Raw genomic sequence first — 17,085 nt, 5'->3', positions numbered from 1 at the left:
GACCTCCCCGATTGCGCGGCTCTCAGCTCTAACTCAAGAAAACCGGTTGTTGGCATGAAGATTCGCGTCGCGCTCGTTTCCGTACTGCTGGCCGTTTCCGGCTGCACGACGCTGGGCAAAGGCCCGGGCGCCACGGTCGCGCCACAGCCTGCCGCGACGCCGCCAAGTAGCGGCAAGATCGCGACGACGATCATTTCCGCGATGGGGGGAGGCCTCGTCAGCGGATCGGTTGGTACCGGCTTGACCGACCCCGAAAAACGCAAGGCGCTGGAGGCTGAATACAAGGCGCTCGAGTACACCACGAGCGGTCAGAAAGTGACGTGGAAGAGCGATCGTTCGACGCATTATGGTGAAGTCGTGCCCGCCCAGCCCTATCGTGTCGGCTCGCAGGACTGTCGGCAGTACACCCACACGGTCTTTACCGGTGCCGCCGGCGCCACCGCGCGCGGGACCGCATGCCGCAACGCCGATGGCAGTTGGACGCCGCTGACATAGCCACCGGCCGGACAGTTCGGTTGATATCAACCATGGACTTGCGGCGCGCCTGCCGTCAAAGCGTCGCAGGATGCCTGTGTTGGCAGGGCAGGGCTCTGCCGCTATTGGAAGAAGCATGCTGTTCTGGGTCATAGCTGCCGTTCTCACCCTGGGTGCAAGCCTGGCGGTTCTGCTGCCGCTGGCCGGCGGCTCAAAGGGTGGTTCGGCGAGCAGCGAGCACGACCTTGAAGTCTATCGCGACCAGCTGTCGGAGCTTGACCGAGATGTGGCGCGTGGCTTGATCCAGCCGGCCGAGGCCGAAGAGGCGCGTGCCGAAATCGCCCGCCGCATCCTGCGCCTGGACAATTCCGATCCGGCCGACAAGGCCGCGGCGCGGCAGCCGTCGATGGCGACCAGGTTGGTTGCGACCGCAGCCGTGCTGGTGGTTCCGCTGGTCAGTTGGGGCTTGTACAGCCAGCTTGGCTCGCCCGATCTGCCTTCGCAGCCGCTCAGCGAGCGGCTGGCCAAGAATCCCGCCGACAGTTCCGTCGAGGAGCTGGTGGCACGTGCCGAGGCCCATCTCGCCGCCAATCCGTCCGATGGCAGGGGTTGGGACGTTCTGGCGCCGATCTATCTGCGCATGCAGCGGTTCTCCGACGCGGTGACGGCATATCGCAACGCCATTCGCCTCGACGGCGGCAGCGCCGCTCGGCAGGCCGGCCTCGGCGAGGCGATCGCCAATGCGGCAGGCGGCATTGTCTCGGCCGACGCTCAGGCCGCTTTCGAGGCGGCGTTGAGGCTCGATCCGGCAAATCCGAAGGCCAGCTTTTATTTCGCGATGGGCATGGCGCAGGAAGGCCGCATTGTGGAGGCGACGGCGGCCTGGCAGAAAATGCTTGCCGCCTTGCCGCAGGACTCAGCCTGGCGCAGCGCCGTTGAGCAGGCGCTTGCCGAATCCGCCAAGCGGAGCGTCGCTTCGGGAGAGCCTGCAAAAGGCCCAAGCACCGGGGATGTCGGCGCCGGGGATGTCGATGCCGCCTCGTCGATGTCGCCGCAGGACAGGGAAGCGATGATCAACACGATGGTTGCTGGACTTGATGAAAAACTGCGGCAAAACCCGCGCGATGCGGAAGGATGGATGCAGCTTATTCGTTCCTATGTCGTGCTGGGCAAGGCCGATCAGGCACGTGACGCGCTCAACCGCGGTATCGCCGTTTTTGGCTCCGATAGTGACGAAGCGAAGAAATTCACCGCCTTTGCCGTCTCGCTTGGCCTGACGGCGATGGAGTAGACCATGACGCGCAAGCAGAAAAGACTGTCGGTGATCGCTGGAGGGTTGGCCTTTCTCGGTGCCGCGACCGGACTGACCTTCTATGCGCTCGGCCAGAAGGCCTCGTATTTCTACATGCCCGCCGATCTGGCCACCGCCAGCCTGCAGCCCGGCCAGCGCATCAGGCTCGGCGGCCTCGTCGAAAAAGGCACGATCGAACGCGGCCAGGGAGCCACCGTCGCCTTTTCGGTGACCGACAACCAGAAGCAGGTCAAGGTCACCTACACCGGCATTCTTCCCGACCTTTTCCGCGAGGAGCAGGGCGTCATCACCGAAGGCACGTTTCGTCCGGACGGCGTCTTCGTCGCCGATAGCGTGCTGGCCAAGCATGACGAGAACTACATGCCCAAGGAGGTGGCCGACGGCCTCAAGGCCAAGGGCGTGTGGCAGGAGAGCAAAAGTGAGTAACGGCCTTGGTTGAAACCGGACATTTCGCGCTGGTCCTGGCGTTCGCGCTGGCCTTGGTACAGACGCTGGTGCCGTTGTTCGGCGCGCGCATGGACAATCAGAAGATGATGGCCGTCGGCGGACCGGTCGCGGTGACGGGCTTTGCCTTGACCGCGCTGTCCTTCGCGGCGCTGGCGATAGCCTATGCAACGTCCGATTTTTCGGTGGCCAACGTCTGGGACAACTCGCATTCGCTGCAGCCGCTGATCTACAAGATCACCGGCACCTGGGGCAATCACGAGGGCTCCATGCTGCTCTGGGTGCTGATCCTGACCTTCTTCGGCGCGCTCGTCGCGGTTTTCGGCAGCAATCTTCCCGCGACGCTTCGGGCCAACGTGCTGGCCGTGCAAGGGGCGATCGGCGTCACCTTCTTCCTGTTCATCCTGGCGACGTCCAATCCGTTCGCCAGGATGAATCCGGCGCCGATCGAGGGCCGCGATCTCAATCCGATCCTGCAGGATCTCGGCCTCGCCATCCATCCGCCGCTGCTCTATCTCGGCTATGTCGGCTTCTCGATCTGCTTTTCCTTCTCGGTAGCAGCTCTCATCGAAGGCCGCATCGACGCATCCTGGGCACGCTGGGTGCGGCCATGGACGCTGGTCGCCTGGATGTTCCTGACCGGTGGCATCGCCATGGGCTCCTACTGGGCCTACTATGAACTTGGCTGGGGTGGTTTCTGGTTCTGGGATCCGGTCGAGAACGCCTCCTTCATGCCATGGCTGGCGGGCACCGCGCTGCTCCATTCGGCGATCGTCATGGAAAAGCGCTCAGCCCTGAAGATCTGGACGCTGCTGCTGGCGATCCTGACCTTCTCGCTGTCGCTGCTTGGCACTTTCCTGGTGCGCTCCGGCGTGCTCACGTCCGTCCACGCCTTCGCCACCGATCCGACGCGCGGCGTGTTCATTCTCTGCATCCTGATACTGTTCATCGGCGGATCTTTGGCGTTGTTTGCCTTTCGTGCCTCCCGGTTGACGGCCGGCGGCCTGTTTCATCCGATCTCCCGCGAAGGGGCATTGGTCCTCAACAATCTGTTCCTGACCACCGCCACCGCCACCGTGTTGATCGGAACATTGTATCCACTGGCGGTCGAGGCCGTTTCAGCCGACAAGATTTCGGTCGGCGCGCCGTTCTTCAACCTGACATTCGGCCCGCTGATGGTGCCGCTTCTGGTGGTGGTCCCGTTCGGGCCGCTGCTGGCCTGGAAGCGCGGCGACATCTTCGCCGTCGCTCAGCGCCTGATGGTGGCCTTCGCCGCAGCGCTTCTGGCCGTGCTGGTGACGGCCTTGTTCATCGACGGCGCGTCGGTGTTCGCAGCACTCGGCGTCGGCCTGGCGTTCTGGCTGATTTGCGGCGCGCTCACCGATATTGCCGTCAAGTCCGGCTTTGGCAGTGTCGCGCCCGGCATTATGCTCAGGCGCTTCGCCGGCCTGCCGCGCTCGGTCTTCGGCACGGGGCTCGCCCATCTCGGCCTCGGGCTGACGACGCTGGGCATCGTCGGTACACTTTGCTTCGGCACCGAGAAGATATTGTCGATGCATGCGGGCGAGACCGTGCAATTGTCCGGCCATACGCTGCGTTTCGAAGGGCTTTATCCGGCCCAGGGGCCTAATTACAGCGAGGATCGCGGGCGCTTCGCCCTGCTCGGCGCTGATGGAAACACTACCGCCGTAATCACCTCATCCAAGCGCTCCTATCCGGTCCGACAGATGACGACGACAGAGTCCGGTATCAAGACGATGGGGTTCAGCCAACTCTACCTCTCGCTTGGCGACGAGGGGGCCGACGGCTCCGTCGTGGTGCGGCTATGGTGGAAGCCGCTGGTGACGCTGATCTGGGGCGGCGGCCTGGTCATGATGGCAGGTGCTGCGATGTCGCTCATGGACCGGCGCCTGCGCGTCGGGGCACCGTCCCGCCGCCGCAAGTCGACGGGCGCTGTGCCTTCCGCGAGCCTGCCATGACCGCAAGATTTTCGTTGGCCTCGCTGATCCTGCTGCTGACGCTGTTGTTTGCCGGCGCCGCACTTGCGGTGAAGCCCGACGAGGTTCTGGCCGACCCGGCGCTCGAGGCGCGGGCGCGGACGCTTTCGGAAGAGCTGCGCTGCATGGTTTGCCAGAACCAGTCGATCGACGAATCCGATGCCGACCTTGCCCGCGACCTGCGCGTGCTGGTGCGCCAGCGCCTCGTCGCCGGCGACACCGACCAGCAGGTGATGGACTACATCGTTTCGCGCTATGGCGAGTTCGTGCTGTTGAAGCCGCGCTTCAGCCTGCGCAATGCGCTGTTGTGGGGCACGCCTGTGTTTCTGCTGCTTGTCGGCGGCGCCTTCATCGTAATCAGCGCTCGCTCGCGCCGTTCGACGGCAACCAATACGTTGACCGCTGAGGAGCAGACTGAGCTGGATATCATTTTGCATCGGGACTGAAGGCGGGTGACCGCCGGCAACATTACAAAAGTTTCATGCACCGGAAATGGCGCCGTAATGTGCGCCCCTCTATTTCTCTTGCCCGAGGATGCCGACCGAAGCGCATCCCTTGAAGAGGATACGTGACCCATGAATATTGCCCCCAGTTCATATCCCCGCACTCGCAAACGCCTGATGGCTGCCGCAGCTTCGGTGGCCATTGCCGGCGCGATCGGCTTCGGCGCCGTTGCCACCGGGACAGCTCCGGTCCTGGCCGAGGCCGTGCATGTCGAGGCGCCGCAGGTCCCGAGCTTCGCCGATGTCGTCGAGCGCGTTTCGCCGGCGGTCGTCAGTGTACGTGTCAAAGCCAAGATAGAATCGACCGCCGACGACGGCTCCGACCTGCCCGACGGCTTCGGCAATCTTCCCGACGATCCGCAATTGCGCCGCTTCTTCAGGGAGTTCCGTGGCTTTGGCGATCAGGGGGGCCAGGATGGAATGCGGCGCTTCGGACGCCGTGATCAGAACCGCCAGCCGCGGCCGGTCGCCCAGGGGTCCGGTTTCTTCATCTCCGAGGATGGTTACCTCGTCACCAACAACCATGTCGTCGGAGACGGCTCGTCCTTCACGGTGGTGATGCATGACGGCAAGGAACTCGACGCCAAGCTGGTCGGCACAGACCCGCGCACCGATCTCGCGGTGCTCAAGGTCGAAGGCGACGGCAAGTTCACCTATGTCGACTTCGCCGATGATTCCAAGGTTCGCGTCGGCGACTGGGTCGTGGCCGTCGGCAATCCGTTCGGCCTCGGCGGCACCGTCACCGCCGGCATAGTCTCGGCCCGTGGTCGCGACATCGGCGCCGGCCCTTATGACGACTTCATCCAGATCGACGCCTCGGTGAACCGCGGCAATTCGGGCGGCCCGACCTTCAATCTTAACGGCCAGGTCATCGGCATCAACACCGCGATCTTCTCGCCGTCCGGCGGCAGCGTCGGCATCGCCTTCGACATTCCCGCCTCGACCGCCAAACAGGTCGTGCAGGATCTGATGAAGGGCGGCACCGTCCAGCGCGGCTGGCTCGGCGTCGAGATCCAGCCGGTCACCTCCGAAATCGCCGAATCGCTGGGGCTGAAGTCCGACAAGGGCGCGCTCGTTTCCAGCGCCCAAAACGATGGTCCCGGCAAGAAGGCCGGTATATCAGCCGGTGACGTCATCACTCAGGTGGACGGCAAGGACGTCGCTTCGCCGAAGGAACTCGCCCGTCTGATCGGCGCCTACCAGCCCGGCAAGCCGGTCGACGTCACGGTTTGGCGTGACGGCAAGAGTGAGACCGTCACGGTCGATCTCGGCACGCTGCCTTCGAGCGACAAGCAGGCTTCGGCCGACCAGCAGCCTTCCGCTCCGCCAAAGGCCGACACGCTGGCCGATCTCGGCCTCACCGTCACCAGATCCGACGATGGCAAGGGGCTTGTGGTGACCGACGTCGACCCCGACAGCGATGCCGCCGATCGCGGCATCCAGCCCGGCGACGTCATTACCTCGGTCAATTCGACGGAGGTCAATGGCACCGACGATGTTACTAAGGCCATGGCCGACGCGGTGAAGTCGGGCCGCAAGGCGGTGCTGATGCAGATCAGCCGCGACGACAGCAACCGCTTCGTCGCGCTGCCTGTCGCCAAGGGCTGACGTCTTAGACGTTTCCGGTGCGGCGGTTTCAAACACCCTCGAGCCGCCATACGGGAAAGTTCGGGGCCGAATACGTTAGTCAGTCAGTCATCGTGTTCCGCCCCAGCGGCAGCGGGCTCCCATCGCCCGCTGCCGCTCAAACCACAGAACATGCCGCCCGAAAGCCTGCTTCAATCTTGCGCCGAGGGAGCCGGTGTCATTGCGGCGACAGCGTTCCAAAACAAAGACTTGCCGCGTATCCTTGAATCACTTTGTTCGCGATACGCCTGTGAGGCCACGATGCATATGCCGGCCACTCAATCTTCCAGCGAAATCGCGTATAACGGTCCCATGAAGATTCTCGTCATAGAAGACGATCGCGAAGCGGCCGATTACCTCCAGAAAGCCTTCACCGAGGCCGGGCACACCGCCCATGTCGCCGGCGACGGCGAAACCGGCTTCGCGCTCGCTGATTCCGGCGACTATGACGTGATGGTCGTCGACCGCATGTTGCCGCGTCGCGACGGCCTGTCGGTCATCGCCGGTCTGCGCTCCAGGGGTAACACGACGCCGGTGCTGATCCTGTCGGCGCTAGGCGAAGTCGACGACCGGGTCACCGGCTTGCGTGCCGGCGGCGACGACTATCTGACCAAGCCCTATGCCTTTTCCGAGCTTCTGGCCCGGGTCGAGGTGCTGAATCGCCGCGCCAGCGCCAGGGAAGCCGAAACTGTCTATCGGGTCGGCGATCTAGAGCTCGACAGGCTCTCGCATTCGGTGCGACGCGCAACGCGCGAGATCACGCTGCAGCCGCGCGAGTTCCGGCTGCTCGAATATCTGATGCGCCATGCCGGCCAGGTGGTGACGCGCACCATGCTGCTGGAAAATGTCTGGGACTACCATTTCGACCCGCAGACCAACGTCATCGACGTTCACGTCTCGCGGCTGCGCGGCAAGATCGAGAAGGGCTTCGACAAGCCGATCCTGCACACGGTTCGTGGCGCCGGCTATATGCTCAAGAGCGGCTAGCATGGCTCTTTCTATGCCGGCTATCATGAAGACGACGGCAGCGCGGCTTTCGGCGCTTTATCTCCTCTTGTTCGCCATCTGCGCGGTGCTGCTCGTCTTCTACATGACCTCTCTGTCGGCGCGCATGCTGACCGCGCAGACGCAGGAGACCATCAACGACGAAGTGCTCGGCCTCGCCCGGGCTTATCAGCGCGGCGGCCTGCCGGTTCTGGTGCGCGTGGTCGAGCAGCGTTCCCGCCAGCCCGGCGCCAATCTCTACCTGATTGCCGATGTCAACGGCCAGATCCTGACCGGAAACGTGCAGAGCCTGGAGCCGGGCGTTCTCGAGGCAGAGGGCTGGACCACTCGTCCGTTCTCCTACCGGCGCTTCGGCGAGGGCGCGCTGGAGCGGCAACGCAACCCGGTGGCCGACGAGAACGAGACGCAATCCGGCGAGAGTGAAATCCAGGCGGAAGGCGAGAAGGGACATAACGCTATCGCGCTGGTGCTGCGCCTGCCCAATCAGATGATCATGCTGGTCGGTCGCGACCTCGGCGAGCCGGAGCGATTCCGCGCCGTCATCCGCCGCGCACTGATGCTGGCGCTGGGCATGATGGGGCTCGGCGGGTTTTTGATCTGGTTCTTTGTCGGGCGCGCGGCGCTGAAGCGTATCGACTCAGTGTCGGAAGCGAGCCGCCGCATCATGGGCGGCGATCTTTCCGGCCGGCTGCCGGTCACCGGCGCGGGCGACGAGTTCGACCGTCTCTCCGAAAACCTCAATTCCATGCTGGCCAGGATCGCCACGCTCAACGAAGGGCTGAAGCAGGTCTCCGACAACATCGCCCACGATTTGAAGACACCGCTGACCAGGCTGCGCAACCGCGCCGAGGCGACGCTTTCCGGCAAGCACAAGACCACCGACTACCGGCAGGCGTTGGAAGGGACCATTGCCGAGTCCGACCAGCTGATAAAGACCTTCAACGCCATCCTGATGATCTCCAGGCTGGAAGCGGGCTATTCCTCCGAAAGCACCAGCCGGGTCGATCTGGCCGCCTCCGTGCACGATGTCGTCGAGCTTTACGAGCCGGTGGCGGAAGAGGCGGGGGCAACACTCGAGACTTCGGTGCAAGACGCCTTCGCTGTCGAAGGCAATCGTGAGCTGATCGGCCAGGCACTGTCGAATATTGTCGACAACGCGATCAAATATTCGACCGACTCGGTCGCCAGGCCCACCGTTCGCGTTGCGCTTGAACGCGCCGGCAGCGAGATCAAGCTCTCCGTCTCCGACAATGGCCAGGGCATTCCCGACGATGCCGATCGCGCCAGGGTGACCGAGCGTTTTGTGCGGCTGGAAAAAAGTCGCTCGCAGCCGGGCTCCGGCCTGGGCCTCAGTCTCGCCAAGGCTATTATGACATTCCACAACGGGCGGCTCGATCTTCTGCCGGGCAATCCTGGATTGTCGGTAGTCATGAGCTTTCCCGGACGGGAGGATCGCTGATGCCAGTGAAGGTGGCTGCGGAACAGACCAACTGGCTCTTGAAGCCGGTCGCAAAGCTTGTGCCCCTGGATCAGAGCCAAGCCCGGCGGGAATTGTCTGAGATCGCTTCCACCGCGCAGGAGGAGGGGCTTACCCGGTTGGCAAAATTCCTGGCCGGCAGGGGCGCCGCCCAGGATTTCCTCGCCGCGGTGTTCGACCTGTCGCCGTTTCTGCGCGACACAGTGCGCCGCCGCCCTGAGATTCTCGATGCGCTTTTCGATGGAACGGTCGAGGCCCGGCTGATTGCGATCGGCGCGGCGATCGACGAGGCCGCGCGAGGCGACGCCATCTCCGAAAGCCGCCTGATGATGGAATTGCGCCAATGGAAAGCGGAAGCGCATGTCTTGATCGCGCTGGCCGATCTTGCAGGCGAGGCCGAAACCGCCGTCACGGTGCGGCGGCTGAGTGATCTTGCCGACGCCTGCACCCGCGCTGCTGTCGACTTCCTGCTTCGCGACGCGCACGGACAGGGCAAGCTCAAACTGCCGTATCCCGAGGATCCGGCGCGCCAATCGGGCTGGATCCTGCTCGGCATGGGCAAGCTTGGCGCGCATGAGCTGAACTTCTCCTCCGACATCGATCTGGTCGTTTTCTTCGACCCGCAGGCGCCTGCCGTCGTCGATCCGCTCGATGCGACGGAGCTGTTTTCGCGCCTGACGCGCCGGCTGGTCCGCATACTCCAGGACCGCACCGAACACGGCTACGTTTTCCGCACCGACCTCCGGCTTCGTCCCGATCCCGGTTCGACGCCGCTGGCGATCCCGGTCGAGGCCGCACTGCGTTACTACGAAGCGCGCGGCCAGAACTGGGAGCGCGCTGCCATGATCAAGGCGCGTCCGGTGGCCGGCGATCTCGCCGCCGGTGCTGCGTTCCTGAAGGAGCTCCAGCCCTATATCTGGCGCAAATACATGGACTACGCGGCGATTGCCGACGTTCATTCGATCAAGCGCCAGATCCACGCTCACAAGGGGCATGGCGAGATCGCGGTGAAGGGCCACAACGTCAAGCTCGGCCGCGGCGGCATTCGCGAGATCGAATTCTTCGTCCAGACCCAGCAGCTTATCGCCGGCGGCCGCTTCCCCGAGCTGCGCGGCCGCGAAACCGTGCCGATGCTTGGCCAGCTTGCGGCACGCGGCTGGATCACGGCCGAGGCGTGCGACGCGCTCGCAGGGCAATACTGGTTCCTGCGCCGCGTCGAGCATGCCATCCAGATGATCGCCGACGAGCAGACGCATATACTGCCGGAAGATGACGAAGGGCTCGAACGTATAGCGCGTATGCTCGGCTTTGCCGATGCCACGGCCTTTGCCAAGGCGTTCCGTGCCGCACTTCATCAGGTTGAACGCCACTACGCCGCACTTTTTGAAACCGCGCCCGAGCTTTCGGCGGGCATCGGCAACCTGGTCTTTACTGGCGATGTCGACGATCCCGACACCTTGCGGACGCTGGAAAGCCTGGGATTCCAGCGGGCGAGCGACATCTGCCGTGTCATCCGCGGCTGGCATTTCGGCCGCTATCGCGTCACCCAGTCGGCCGAAGCGCGCGAGCGGTTGACCGAACTGACGCCGGCGCTGCTGCAGTCCTTCGGCCAGACGCGCCGGGCGGACGAGGCGTTGATACGCTTCGACGAATTCCTCGCCGGCCTGCCCGCCGGCATCCAGCTGTTCTCGCTGCTGCAGTCCAATCCAGCCCTGCTGAAGCTGCTGGCGACGATCATGGGCGCAGCTCCCCGGCTGGCCGCTATCATCACGCGCCGGCCGCATGTGTTCGATGGTCTTCTAGATCCGGCCCTTTTGACCGAACTGCCGGACCGCGCCTATCTCTCGGCGCGTCTCGCTGCTTTCCTCGAAGGCGACAGGGCCTATGAGGACGTGCTCGACCGCCTGCGCATCTTTGCGTCTGAGCAAAAATTCCTGATCGGCGTCAGGCTGCTTGCCGGCTCGATCGATTCGGCCCGCGCCGGCCACGCCTTTTCCGATCTGGCCGATCTCACCATCGATGCGGCGCTGCGGGCAGTGATCGCCGAGTTCGCGCTCCGCCACGGTCGCATCGCCGGCGGCACTGTTGCGCTGCTCGGCATGGGCAAGCTCGGCAGCCGCGAATTGACGGCCGGCTCCGACGTCGACCTCATCCTGCTCTATGATCACGACACCGATGCCGAAGAATCCGACGGCGACAAGCCGCTCGCCCCGTCCCACTATTACTCCAGGATGACGCAGCGGCTGATATCGGCCGTGTCCGCACCGACCGCCGAGGGCGTTCTCTACGAGCTCGACCTTCGTCTTCGGCCGTCCGGCAACAAGGGGCCGGTGGCCACTCATGTCGATGCCTTCAAGAAGTACCAGCGCAAGGACGCCTGGACATGGGAGCATATGGCGCTCTCCAGGGCTCGCGCGATCGGTGGCGATAAAGCGCTGTGCGCCGAGGTCAAGGCCGAGGTGGCAGCGGTGCTTGCCCTGCCGCGCGACAGCGCCAAGGTGATGGCCGAGGCGTCCGAGATGCGTGCGATGATCGAGAAGGAGAAGCCGCCGCGCGATCTCTGGGACATCAAACTGATCCCCGGCGGTCTCATCGATCTCGAATTCATCGCGCAGGTGGCGGCGATCACGGGAAAGGTCGAAGCCGGCCGCCGTGTCACCGGGACAGCGGAAGTCCTGTCGAGGCTGGCGCCGGATTTCGCCGAGGCCCAGGTCAGGCAGGAGCTTTGCGATGCCTATGCGCTCTATCTGGCGCTGACCCAGAGGATACGGCTCTGCCTCACCGGCGTATTCGAACGGGACGACGTGCCGCCGGGGCTCTCGGATCTGCTTCTGGCGGTCACCGACCTGCCGGATTTCGGTGTGCTGGAAGCGCACCTCAAAGAGACGTCGCAAAAGGTCAGGAAGGATTTCGACCTTTTGCTTCGTGCAAAGTGACCGTGACGGCACAACGCCAAACGGCTGTTTCGAATAGCATCGGGGGCGCTGTCTCTCCGGTGCTCCCGAAAATTCCATCCCCTTCACGACAACAGAGGGTCAGGCGGCGGCCCTGACCGGCTGCGTCGACTTCTTGATCGGAATGCGCACCGACACGATCGTGCCAACGCCTTCGGTGGACCGGATTTTCAAGGCGCCTCCCTGAAGCTCGGCCAACGAGCGTGAGATGGCGAGGCCAAGGCCGGAACCGGCATGGCTCTTGGAGAACTGGTTCTGCACCTGTTCGAACGGCCGCCCGAGCTTGCTCAGCGCCTCCTTCGGGATGCCGCAGCCATTGTCTTCGATCGTCAGCACCAGAGCGCTGGATGTGTTGCGGGCCCTTACCGCAATGCGACCGCCCTGGCCGGTGAATTTCACCGCGTTCGACAGGAGGTTGATGATGATCTGCTTGATCGCCCGGCGATCGGCGAACAGCGTCAGTGAATCGGGGATGCGTGTTTCGACAGCGATCGATTTTTCCGCCGCCTGCAGCGAGATGACGCGCACCGTTTCCCTCATCAGCGGGCAGAGGTCGATTTCCTCCTGATCCATCGAGAACTGGCCGGCCTCGATCTTCGACATGTCGAGAATGTCGTTGATCACGCCTAGAAGATATTTGCCGCTGCCGTTGATGTCGGTGGCATATTCCTCGTAGCGCGACGAACCCAAGGGCCCGAACAGCGCCTGTTCCATCAGCTCCGAGAAGCCGATGATCGCGTTGAGCGGCGTGCGCAATTCATGCGACATGTTGGCCAGGAACTCGGATTTGGCCCGGTTCGCGGCCTCGGCGCGCTCGGTTTCCTTCATGTATTTGCGATTGAGCTCGACCAGTTCGCGCGACCGTTCTTCCTCCGCCCGGCGGGCAAGGCTGAGATCGTGGATCGTCGCCATCAGCCGGCGCTCGCTGTCGACCAGCTTCTCCTGGTGCAGCTTGATCTGGGTGATGTCCGAGCCGACCGAGACGGTGCCGCCGTCCCTGGTCCGAAGCTCGTTCACCTGCAGCCAGCGCCCATCGGCAAGCTGCCGCTCGAAGGTCACGCCGCCTTGCTGCCCGTTGAGGTTGGCAAGCCGGCGCTCCGACGCGAAGGCGAGCATGCGTTCTTCCAGAACGGTGCGCGAGGCGCCCGGCATCACATCGCGATCCGACAGGCCATTGTCCTGTTGGTACTTGGAATTGCACATGATCAGACGTTGGGTCGAATCCCAGAGCACGAAGGATTCGTTGATGTTTTCGATAGCCGTTCGCAGGCGAAGATCCGCTGCCTCGGAGCGCAGCGCCAGGTGCCGCTGCTCTGTGACGTCGACGGCAATGCCGATCAACTGGATCTCCGGCGCTTCCGGGTCGATGACCTGCGCCCTTGCGCGCATCCACACCCATTGTCCGTCGGCATGGCGCATCCGGAACACCTGGTCGATGTGATCGATCTCGCGTGCGACGATTCTGTTGGCGAGCTGGAACAGGTCGCCATCCTCGGGATGGATGATCTCGTCGACCTCGCCGAACGACAGCATCGTATCGCAAGGCTCATAGCCTAGCATGTCATACATCGAGCGCGACCAGTACATCTTGCCGCGCACCATGTCCCAGTCCCACAGGCCGCAGCGACCGCGCACCAGCGCCATATCGATGCGCTGGTGCGCTTCGAGATAAATGCGGTCGGCGGCCTGGGCGCGCGCCGCCTGGCCGAAATAGGCGTAGAGGACGATGATCAGCACGCCGGCTGTCAGCACGAACAAGGTGACGTTGAGCGAAACGGTCTTCCGCCACGCCTCGAAGACCGCTTCCTGCGGAACGAGCGCTGCGGCAGCACCGTTCCTGGCATTTGCCAGGCTCACCGCCGCATACCAGTCCTGGCCACCGATGCTGACCTCCATCACCCCGGCGCGGTCGCCGAACATGAATAATGGTTGACCGCCCTGGGCTATGGCGTCGAGCGACCGCCCCTTCCAGCCCGTCGATTGCGGTGTCACGGCAACGATCTTGAACGCGCCGTCGGTGACCGCGAGCACGTGGCTCCGGCCCATGGCGCCCAGACGGCTAATGCCCTCCAACAGGTCTTGCGTCGCCCCAGGCGTTGAGGCCAGGTTAGCATTGACGGTAATCGAACTGGCAAGTTGGCCCGCCGCGAGCGACAGGATCGCCTTGGCGTCGCGCTCCACGTCATCGCGCTCGTTCATCAGCGACAAGAACCGCAGTGCAGCGATGACCAGCAGGAAAATGATGATCAGCGCCGGTATCGATCGGCGCAACAACGGCTCGGCTGCCAGGAGCCGTCGGTAGGCGGGTTCGGCGATGAGCCGAGCGTTACCGGCGAGACCGTCGCGTCTCGCCTCACGCCGTTCAAAAGCCGTCCCTCCGGGCGCGCCCCACGCGTCCGCCTTCGCCATAAATGGCTCTCCCCGATTTCAAATCTGCTTGACGATCCGGCGACGCCGCACTTCCGAATCTTCAGCTAAAGAATCAAAGGTGATTCGCCTTGTCCAGAGGCGCAGCGAAAAAAGATTAAAAATCGACTAAAATAATGGACTTTCCCGCCCGATGATACCGGGCGGCAGCGCTAGGCCTTGCCCTTCTCCCACAGGAAGGGGAGAAGGCAAGGATGCTTACGCCAAGGTCCGCTCGACGATATCCCGCAAATCGGCCGACAGGTTTTCAGCATTGCCAATTGATAGCAGCGCCTCCCTTGCCTTGGCCTGACGACTGGGTTCGAGCGAACGCCATGATCTGAGGGCTGTCGCCAGCCGGGCGGCCAACTGCGGATTTCGCTTTTCCACCTGCAGGACCGTTTCGACGAAAAATCGGTAGCCTTCGCCGTCGGCGCGATGGAAGCCGGTCTGGTTGGCGCTGGAAAACGTGCCGACGAGCGAGCGCACCCGGTTCGGATTGGTCATCGAAAACGCCGGATGGCCGGTCAGGGTACGTACCGCATCGATGGTTTTCGGGCCGGGCACGCTGGCCTGGATCTGGAACCATTTGTCCATCACCAGCGGATCGGTCGCATATTTCACTTCGAAGTCGGCCAGTGCCTTGACAGCCTCGGGTGAACCGCTGTGACGGAGCGCAAGCACGGTCAATGCAGCGGCGCGGTCCGTCATGTTGGTGGCGGACTGGAAATGCCGAGCCGCAAGCGCAGCACCTTCCGGCAGCAGCGAAAGATAGTCGAGCAGGATGTTGCGCAGGGCCCGGCGCCCGGCGCTTGCCGCATCCGGACTGAAAGTGTCCTTGTCGGCAAGTCGATCGTAGAGATCGGAGAATATCTCTCGGTTGGCCCCGGCGATCGCGGCCGTCAGCGCCTCGCGAGCCGAGAAGATGGCATCGGGGTCGATGTTCTTGCCGATGTCACGGGCGATGTCGGCTTCGCTCGGAAGCGCCAGAGCCAACGCCCGATAGGCCGGTTCGAGTGTCCCGTTGCCGGCTATTTTGCCGGCGAGCCTGGTCAGCCGTGATGCGAAACCGGGCCGCTTGCCGCCGAGAACCTGGCGGAAGGCTGATATCAGCGCGTCGGTCAAAAGCGTGTTGAACGCCTGCCAGCGTGAGAAGGTATCGTCGTCGTGGCCGGCAAGAAAGAACTGATCGTCGGGCTTCTGTTCGACGGAAAGCGTCACCGGCGCCGAGAAGCCTCGGTTGAGCGACAACGCCGGGCGCTCGGCAACGCCCGAAAAGCGCACCATGTGTCGGCGCTTGCGGATATGGATGACACCGTCCTGGACGCTGGCGCCCTCGACATTGCTGAAGGCCATCGCCTTGCCATCGGCGCCGACGAGGCTAAAGGCCAACGGAATGTGCATCAGCCGCTTGCGGCTTTCGGACGGCGTTGGCGGCACCGACTGCTCGATCTCGAGCGTGAATTCCTGGGCTGCCGGATTGTGCGTCGAACTGATCGTCAGATTGGGCGTACCTGCCTGATGGTACCAGAGCGAAAATTGCGACAGGTCGCGGCCGGACGCATCCTCGAACACTTTGATGAAGTCCTCGATCGTCGCAGCCTCGCCATCATGGCGCTCGAAATAGAGGTCCAGGCCGGCCCTGAACGTCTCGGCGCCGAGAATGGTGCGGATCATGCGCACGACTTCAGAGCCCTTTTCGTAGACCGTCGCGGTGTAGAAATTGTTGATCTCGCGGTAGCGTCGCGGCCGCACCGGATGCGCCAGAGGTCCCTGATCTTCGGGAAACTGATGCGCCCTGAGCGTGCGCACTTCGGCAATGCGTTTAACCGCTCGCGAGCGCTGGTCGGCGGAAAACTCGTGATCGCGAAAAACCGTCAGTCCTTCCTTCAGGCAAAGCTGGAACCAGTCGCGGCAAGTGATTCTGTTGCCAGTCCAATTGTGAAAGTACTCATGCGCGATGATCGCCTCGATATTGGCGAAATCGGCGTCCGTCGCGGTCTCCTGGTCGGCCAGCACATATTTGTCGTTGAAGATATTGAGGCCCTTGTTCTCCATCGCGCCCATGTTGAAGTCGGATACGGCAACGATGTTGAAGACGTCGAGGTCGTATTCGCGGCCGAACGCCTCCTCGTCCCATTTCATCGACCGTTTCAGGGCGTCCATGGCATAGCCGGCGAGCCCTTCCTTGCCCGGCTCGACATAAATGCCGAGCTCGACCTCGCGGCCGGACAGCGTGACGAAGCTGTCAGCGACCTTGCCGAGTGCGCCTGCCACCAGCGCGAACAGATAGGACGGCTTGGGGAAGGGGTCGTGCCATCTAGCATAATGCCAGCCGTCGGCAAGTTCACCACTGCCCGCCGGGTTGCCATTGGAAAGAAGCAGTGGCGCCTCATGCCGCAGCGCCTCGATGCGCACCGTATAGACGGACAGGATGTCAGGGCGGTCGAGAAAATAGGTGATGCGCCGAAAGCCCTCGGCCTCGCATTGCGTGCAATAGACATTGCTGGAGCGATAGAGGCCCATCAGGGCTTCGTTGTGTACCGGCGCCAGCTCGGTTTCGATCAGGAGCTGGAAGCGGGCTGCTGCGGGCGGCGCGGTGATCGTCAGCTGATCGGGCGTGGCAAAAAAATCCGTCGGCGCAAGTGTGCGGCCGTCGATTGCTATGCGGCTGAGCGTCAGGCCATCGCCATCCAGCACCAGCGGCACTGACGCCGCTATGCCGCCGCGACGTTCGACCGTCAGCACGGCAACGACGCGGGTGGCCTCCGGCGACAGGCGGAAAGTCAGGCTGGTTTCCGGAATGAGATAGTCGGTGGGGCGATAGTCTTCGAGCTTGAAGTCCTGGCCGGTGTCCGTGCGCATTCCGTGGGTTTCCTGTCGATTC

At 63.4% G+C, this 17,085-nt stretch carries 11 protein-coding genes; 9 read left to right on the top strand and 2 right to left on the bottom strand.

Going from position 1 to position 17,085, the window contains the following annotated elements:
- Nucleotides 1–54 precede the first annotated feature (54 nt).
- The 9 genes from NKH73_RS06110 to NKH73_RS06070 all read left to right on the top strand — a co-directional run bounded on the left by NKH73_RS06110 (nucleotide 55) and on the right by NKH73_RS06070 (nucleotide 11,774).
- Complete coding sequence (locus NKH73_RS06110) at nucleotides 55–495, top strand: RT0821/Lpp0805 family surface protein (RefSeq protein WP_352929084.1); 441 nt, start codon at nucleotides 55–57, stop codon at nucleotides 493–495.
- Nucleotides 496–610: 115 nt separating this feature from the next.
- Nucleotides 611–1,765, top strand: a complete 1,155-nt coding sequence (gene ccmI, locus NKH73_RS06105; protein ID WP_352929083.1) for a c-type cytochrome biogenesis protein CcmI — start codon at nucleotides 611–613, stop codon at nucleotides 1,763–1,765.
- A gap of 3 nt (nucleotides 1,766–1,768) precedes the next feature.
- Complete coding sequence (gene ccmE, locus NKH73_RS06100; protein ID WP_352929081.1) at nucleotides 1,769–2,212, top strand: cytochrome c maturation protein CcmE; 444 nt, start codon at nucleotides 1,769–1,771, stop codon at nucleotides 2,210–2,212.
- 5 nt (nucleotides 2,213–2,217) lie between these two features.
- The gene (locus tag NKH73_RS06095) at nucleotides 2,218–4,209 is read left to right on the top strand and encodes a heme lyase CcmF/NrfE family subunit (RefSeq protein ID WP_352929079.1); all 1,992 of its coding nucleotides are present in this window, start codon (nucleotides 2,218–2,220) and stop codon (nucleotides 4,207–4,209) included.
- The gene (locus tag NKH73_RS06090) at nucleotides 4,206–4,673 is read left to right on the top strand and encodes a cytochrome c-type biogenesis protein (RefSeq protein WP_352929077.1); all 468 of its coding nucleotides are present in this window, start codon (nucleotides 4,206–4,208) and stop codon (nucleotides 4,671–4,673) included. Before NKH73_RS06095 ends, NKH73_RS06090 begins: the two co-directional genes overlap by 4 nt.
- A 129-nt stretch (nucleotides 4,674–4,802) precedes the next feature.
- Entirely contained in the window at nucleotides 4,803–6,338 is a 1,536-nt protein-coding gene (locus tag NKH73_RS06085) for a DegQ family serine endoprotease (RefSeq protein WP_352929075.1), read from the top strand.
- Nucleotides 6,339–6,668: 330 nt separating this feature from the next.
- Entirely contained in the window at nucleotides 6,669–7,343 is a 675-nt protein-coding gene (locus NKH73_RS06080; protein ID WP_352929073.1) for a response regulator transcription factor, read from the top strand.
- Between the two features lies 1 nt (nucleotide 7,344).
- Nucleotides 7,345–8,820 (top strand): sensor histidine kinase, encoded by a 1,476-nt coding sequence (locus tag NKH73_RS06075; protein WP_352929071.1) that lies wholly within the window; start codon nucleotides 7,345–7,347, stop codon nucleotides 8,818–8,820.
- Nucleotides 8,820–11,774 carry a bifunctional [glutamine synthetase] adenylyltransferase/[glutamine synthetase]-adenylyl-L-tyrosine phosphorylase gene (locus tag NKH73_RS06070; RefSeq protein WP_352929069.1) on the top strand — a complete coding sequence of 985 codons (2,955 nt, stop codon included), beginning with the start codon at nucleotides 8,820–8,822 and terminating at the stop codon, nucleotides 11,772–11,774. Before NKH73_RS06075 ends, NKH73_RS06070 begins: the two co-directional genes overlap by 1 nt.
- Before the next feature lie 99 nt (nucleotides 11,775–11,873).
- Here the strand turns inward: NKH73_RS06070 and NKH73_RS06065 are convergent, their stop codons facing one another.
- Complete coding sequence (locus NKH73_RS06065; RefSeq protein WP_352929067.1) at nucleotides 11,874–14,201, bottom strand: PAS domain-containing sensor histidine kinase; 2,328 nt, start codon at nucleotides 14,199–14,201, stop codon at nucleotides 11,874–11,876.
- A gap of 216 nt (nucleotides 14,202–14,417) precedes the next feature.
- Complete coding sequence (gene pepN / locus NKH73_RS06060) at nucleotides 14,418–17,063, bottom strand: aminopeptidase N (RefSeq protein ID WP_352929065.1); 2,646 nt, start codon at nucleotides 17,061–17,063, stop codon at nucleotides 14,418–14,420.
- Nucleotides 17,064–17,085: the final 22 nt, after the last annotated feature.

Origin of the sequence: Mesorhizobium sp. M0938 (assembly GCF_040319125.1) — a bacterium.
Lineage (GTDB): Bacteria > Pseudomonadota > Alphaproteobacteria > Rhizobiales > Rhizobiaceae > Mesorhizobium > Mesorhizobium robiniae.
This window is presented reverse-complemented; position numbering and strand designations above follow the sequence as displayed.

Bases quoted from the DNA above. Each gene is read 5' to 3' on its own strand.
- NKH73_RS06080 (WP_352929073.1), top strand. From the start codon at position 6,669: ATGAAGATTCTCGTCATAGAAGACGATCGCGAAGCGGCCGATTACCTC.
- ccmI (WP_352929083.1), top strand. From the start codon at position 611: ATGCTGTTCTGGGTCATAGCTGCCGTTCTCACCCTGGGTGCAAGCCTG.
- NKH73_RS06075 (WP_352929071.1), top strand. From the start codon at position 7,345: ATGGCTCTTTCTATGCCGGCTATCATGAAGACGACGGCAGCGCGGCTT.
- NKH73_RS06085 (WP_352929075.1), top strand. From the start codon at position 4,803: ATGAATATTGCCCCCAGTTCATATCCCCGCACTCGCAAACGCCTGATG.
- NKH73_RS06070 (WP_352929069.1), top strand. From the start codon at position 8,820: ATGCCAGTGAAGGTGGCTGCGGAACAGACCAACTGGCTCTTGAAGCCG.
- NKH73_RS06090 (WP_352929077.1), top strand. From the start codon at position 4,206: ATGACCGCAAGATTTTCGTTGGCCTCGCTGATCCTGCTGCTGACGCTG.
- NKH73_RS06110 (WP_352929084.1), top strand. From the start codon at position 55: ATGAAGATTCGCGTCGCGCTCGTTTCCGTACTGCTGGCCGTTTCCGGC.
- NKH73_RS06065 (WP_352929067.1), bottom strand. From the start codon at position 14,201: ATGGCGAAGGCGGACGCGTGGGGCGCGCCCGGAGGGACGGCTTTTGAA.
- pepN (WP_352929065.1), bottom strand. From the start codon at position 17,063: ATGCGCACGGACACCGGCCAGGACTTCAAGCTCGAAGACTATCGCCCC.
- ccmE (WP_352929081.1), top strand. From the start codon at position 1,769: ATGACGCGCAAGCAGAAAAGACTGTCGGTGATCGCTGGAGGGTTGGCC.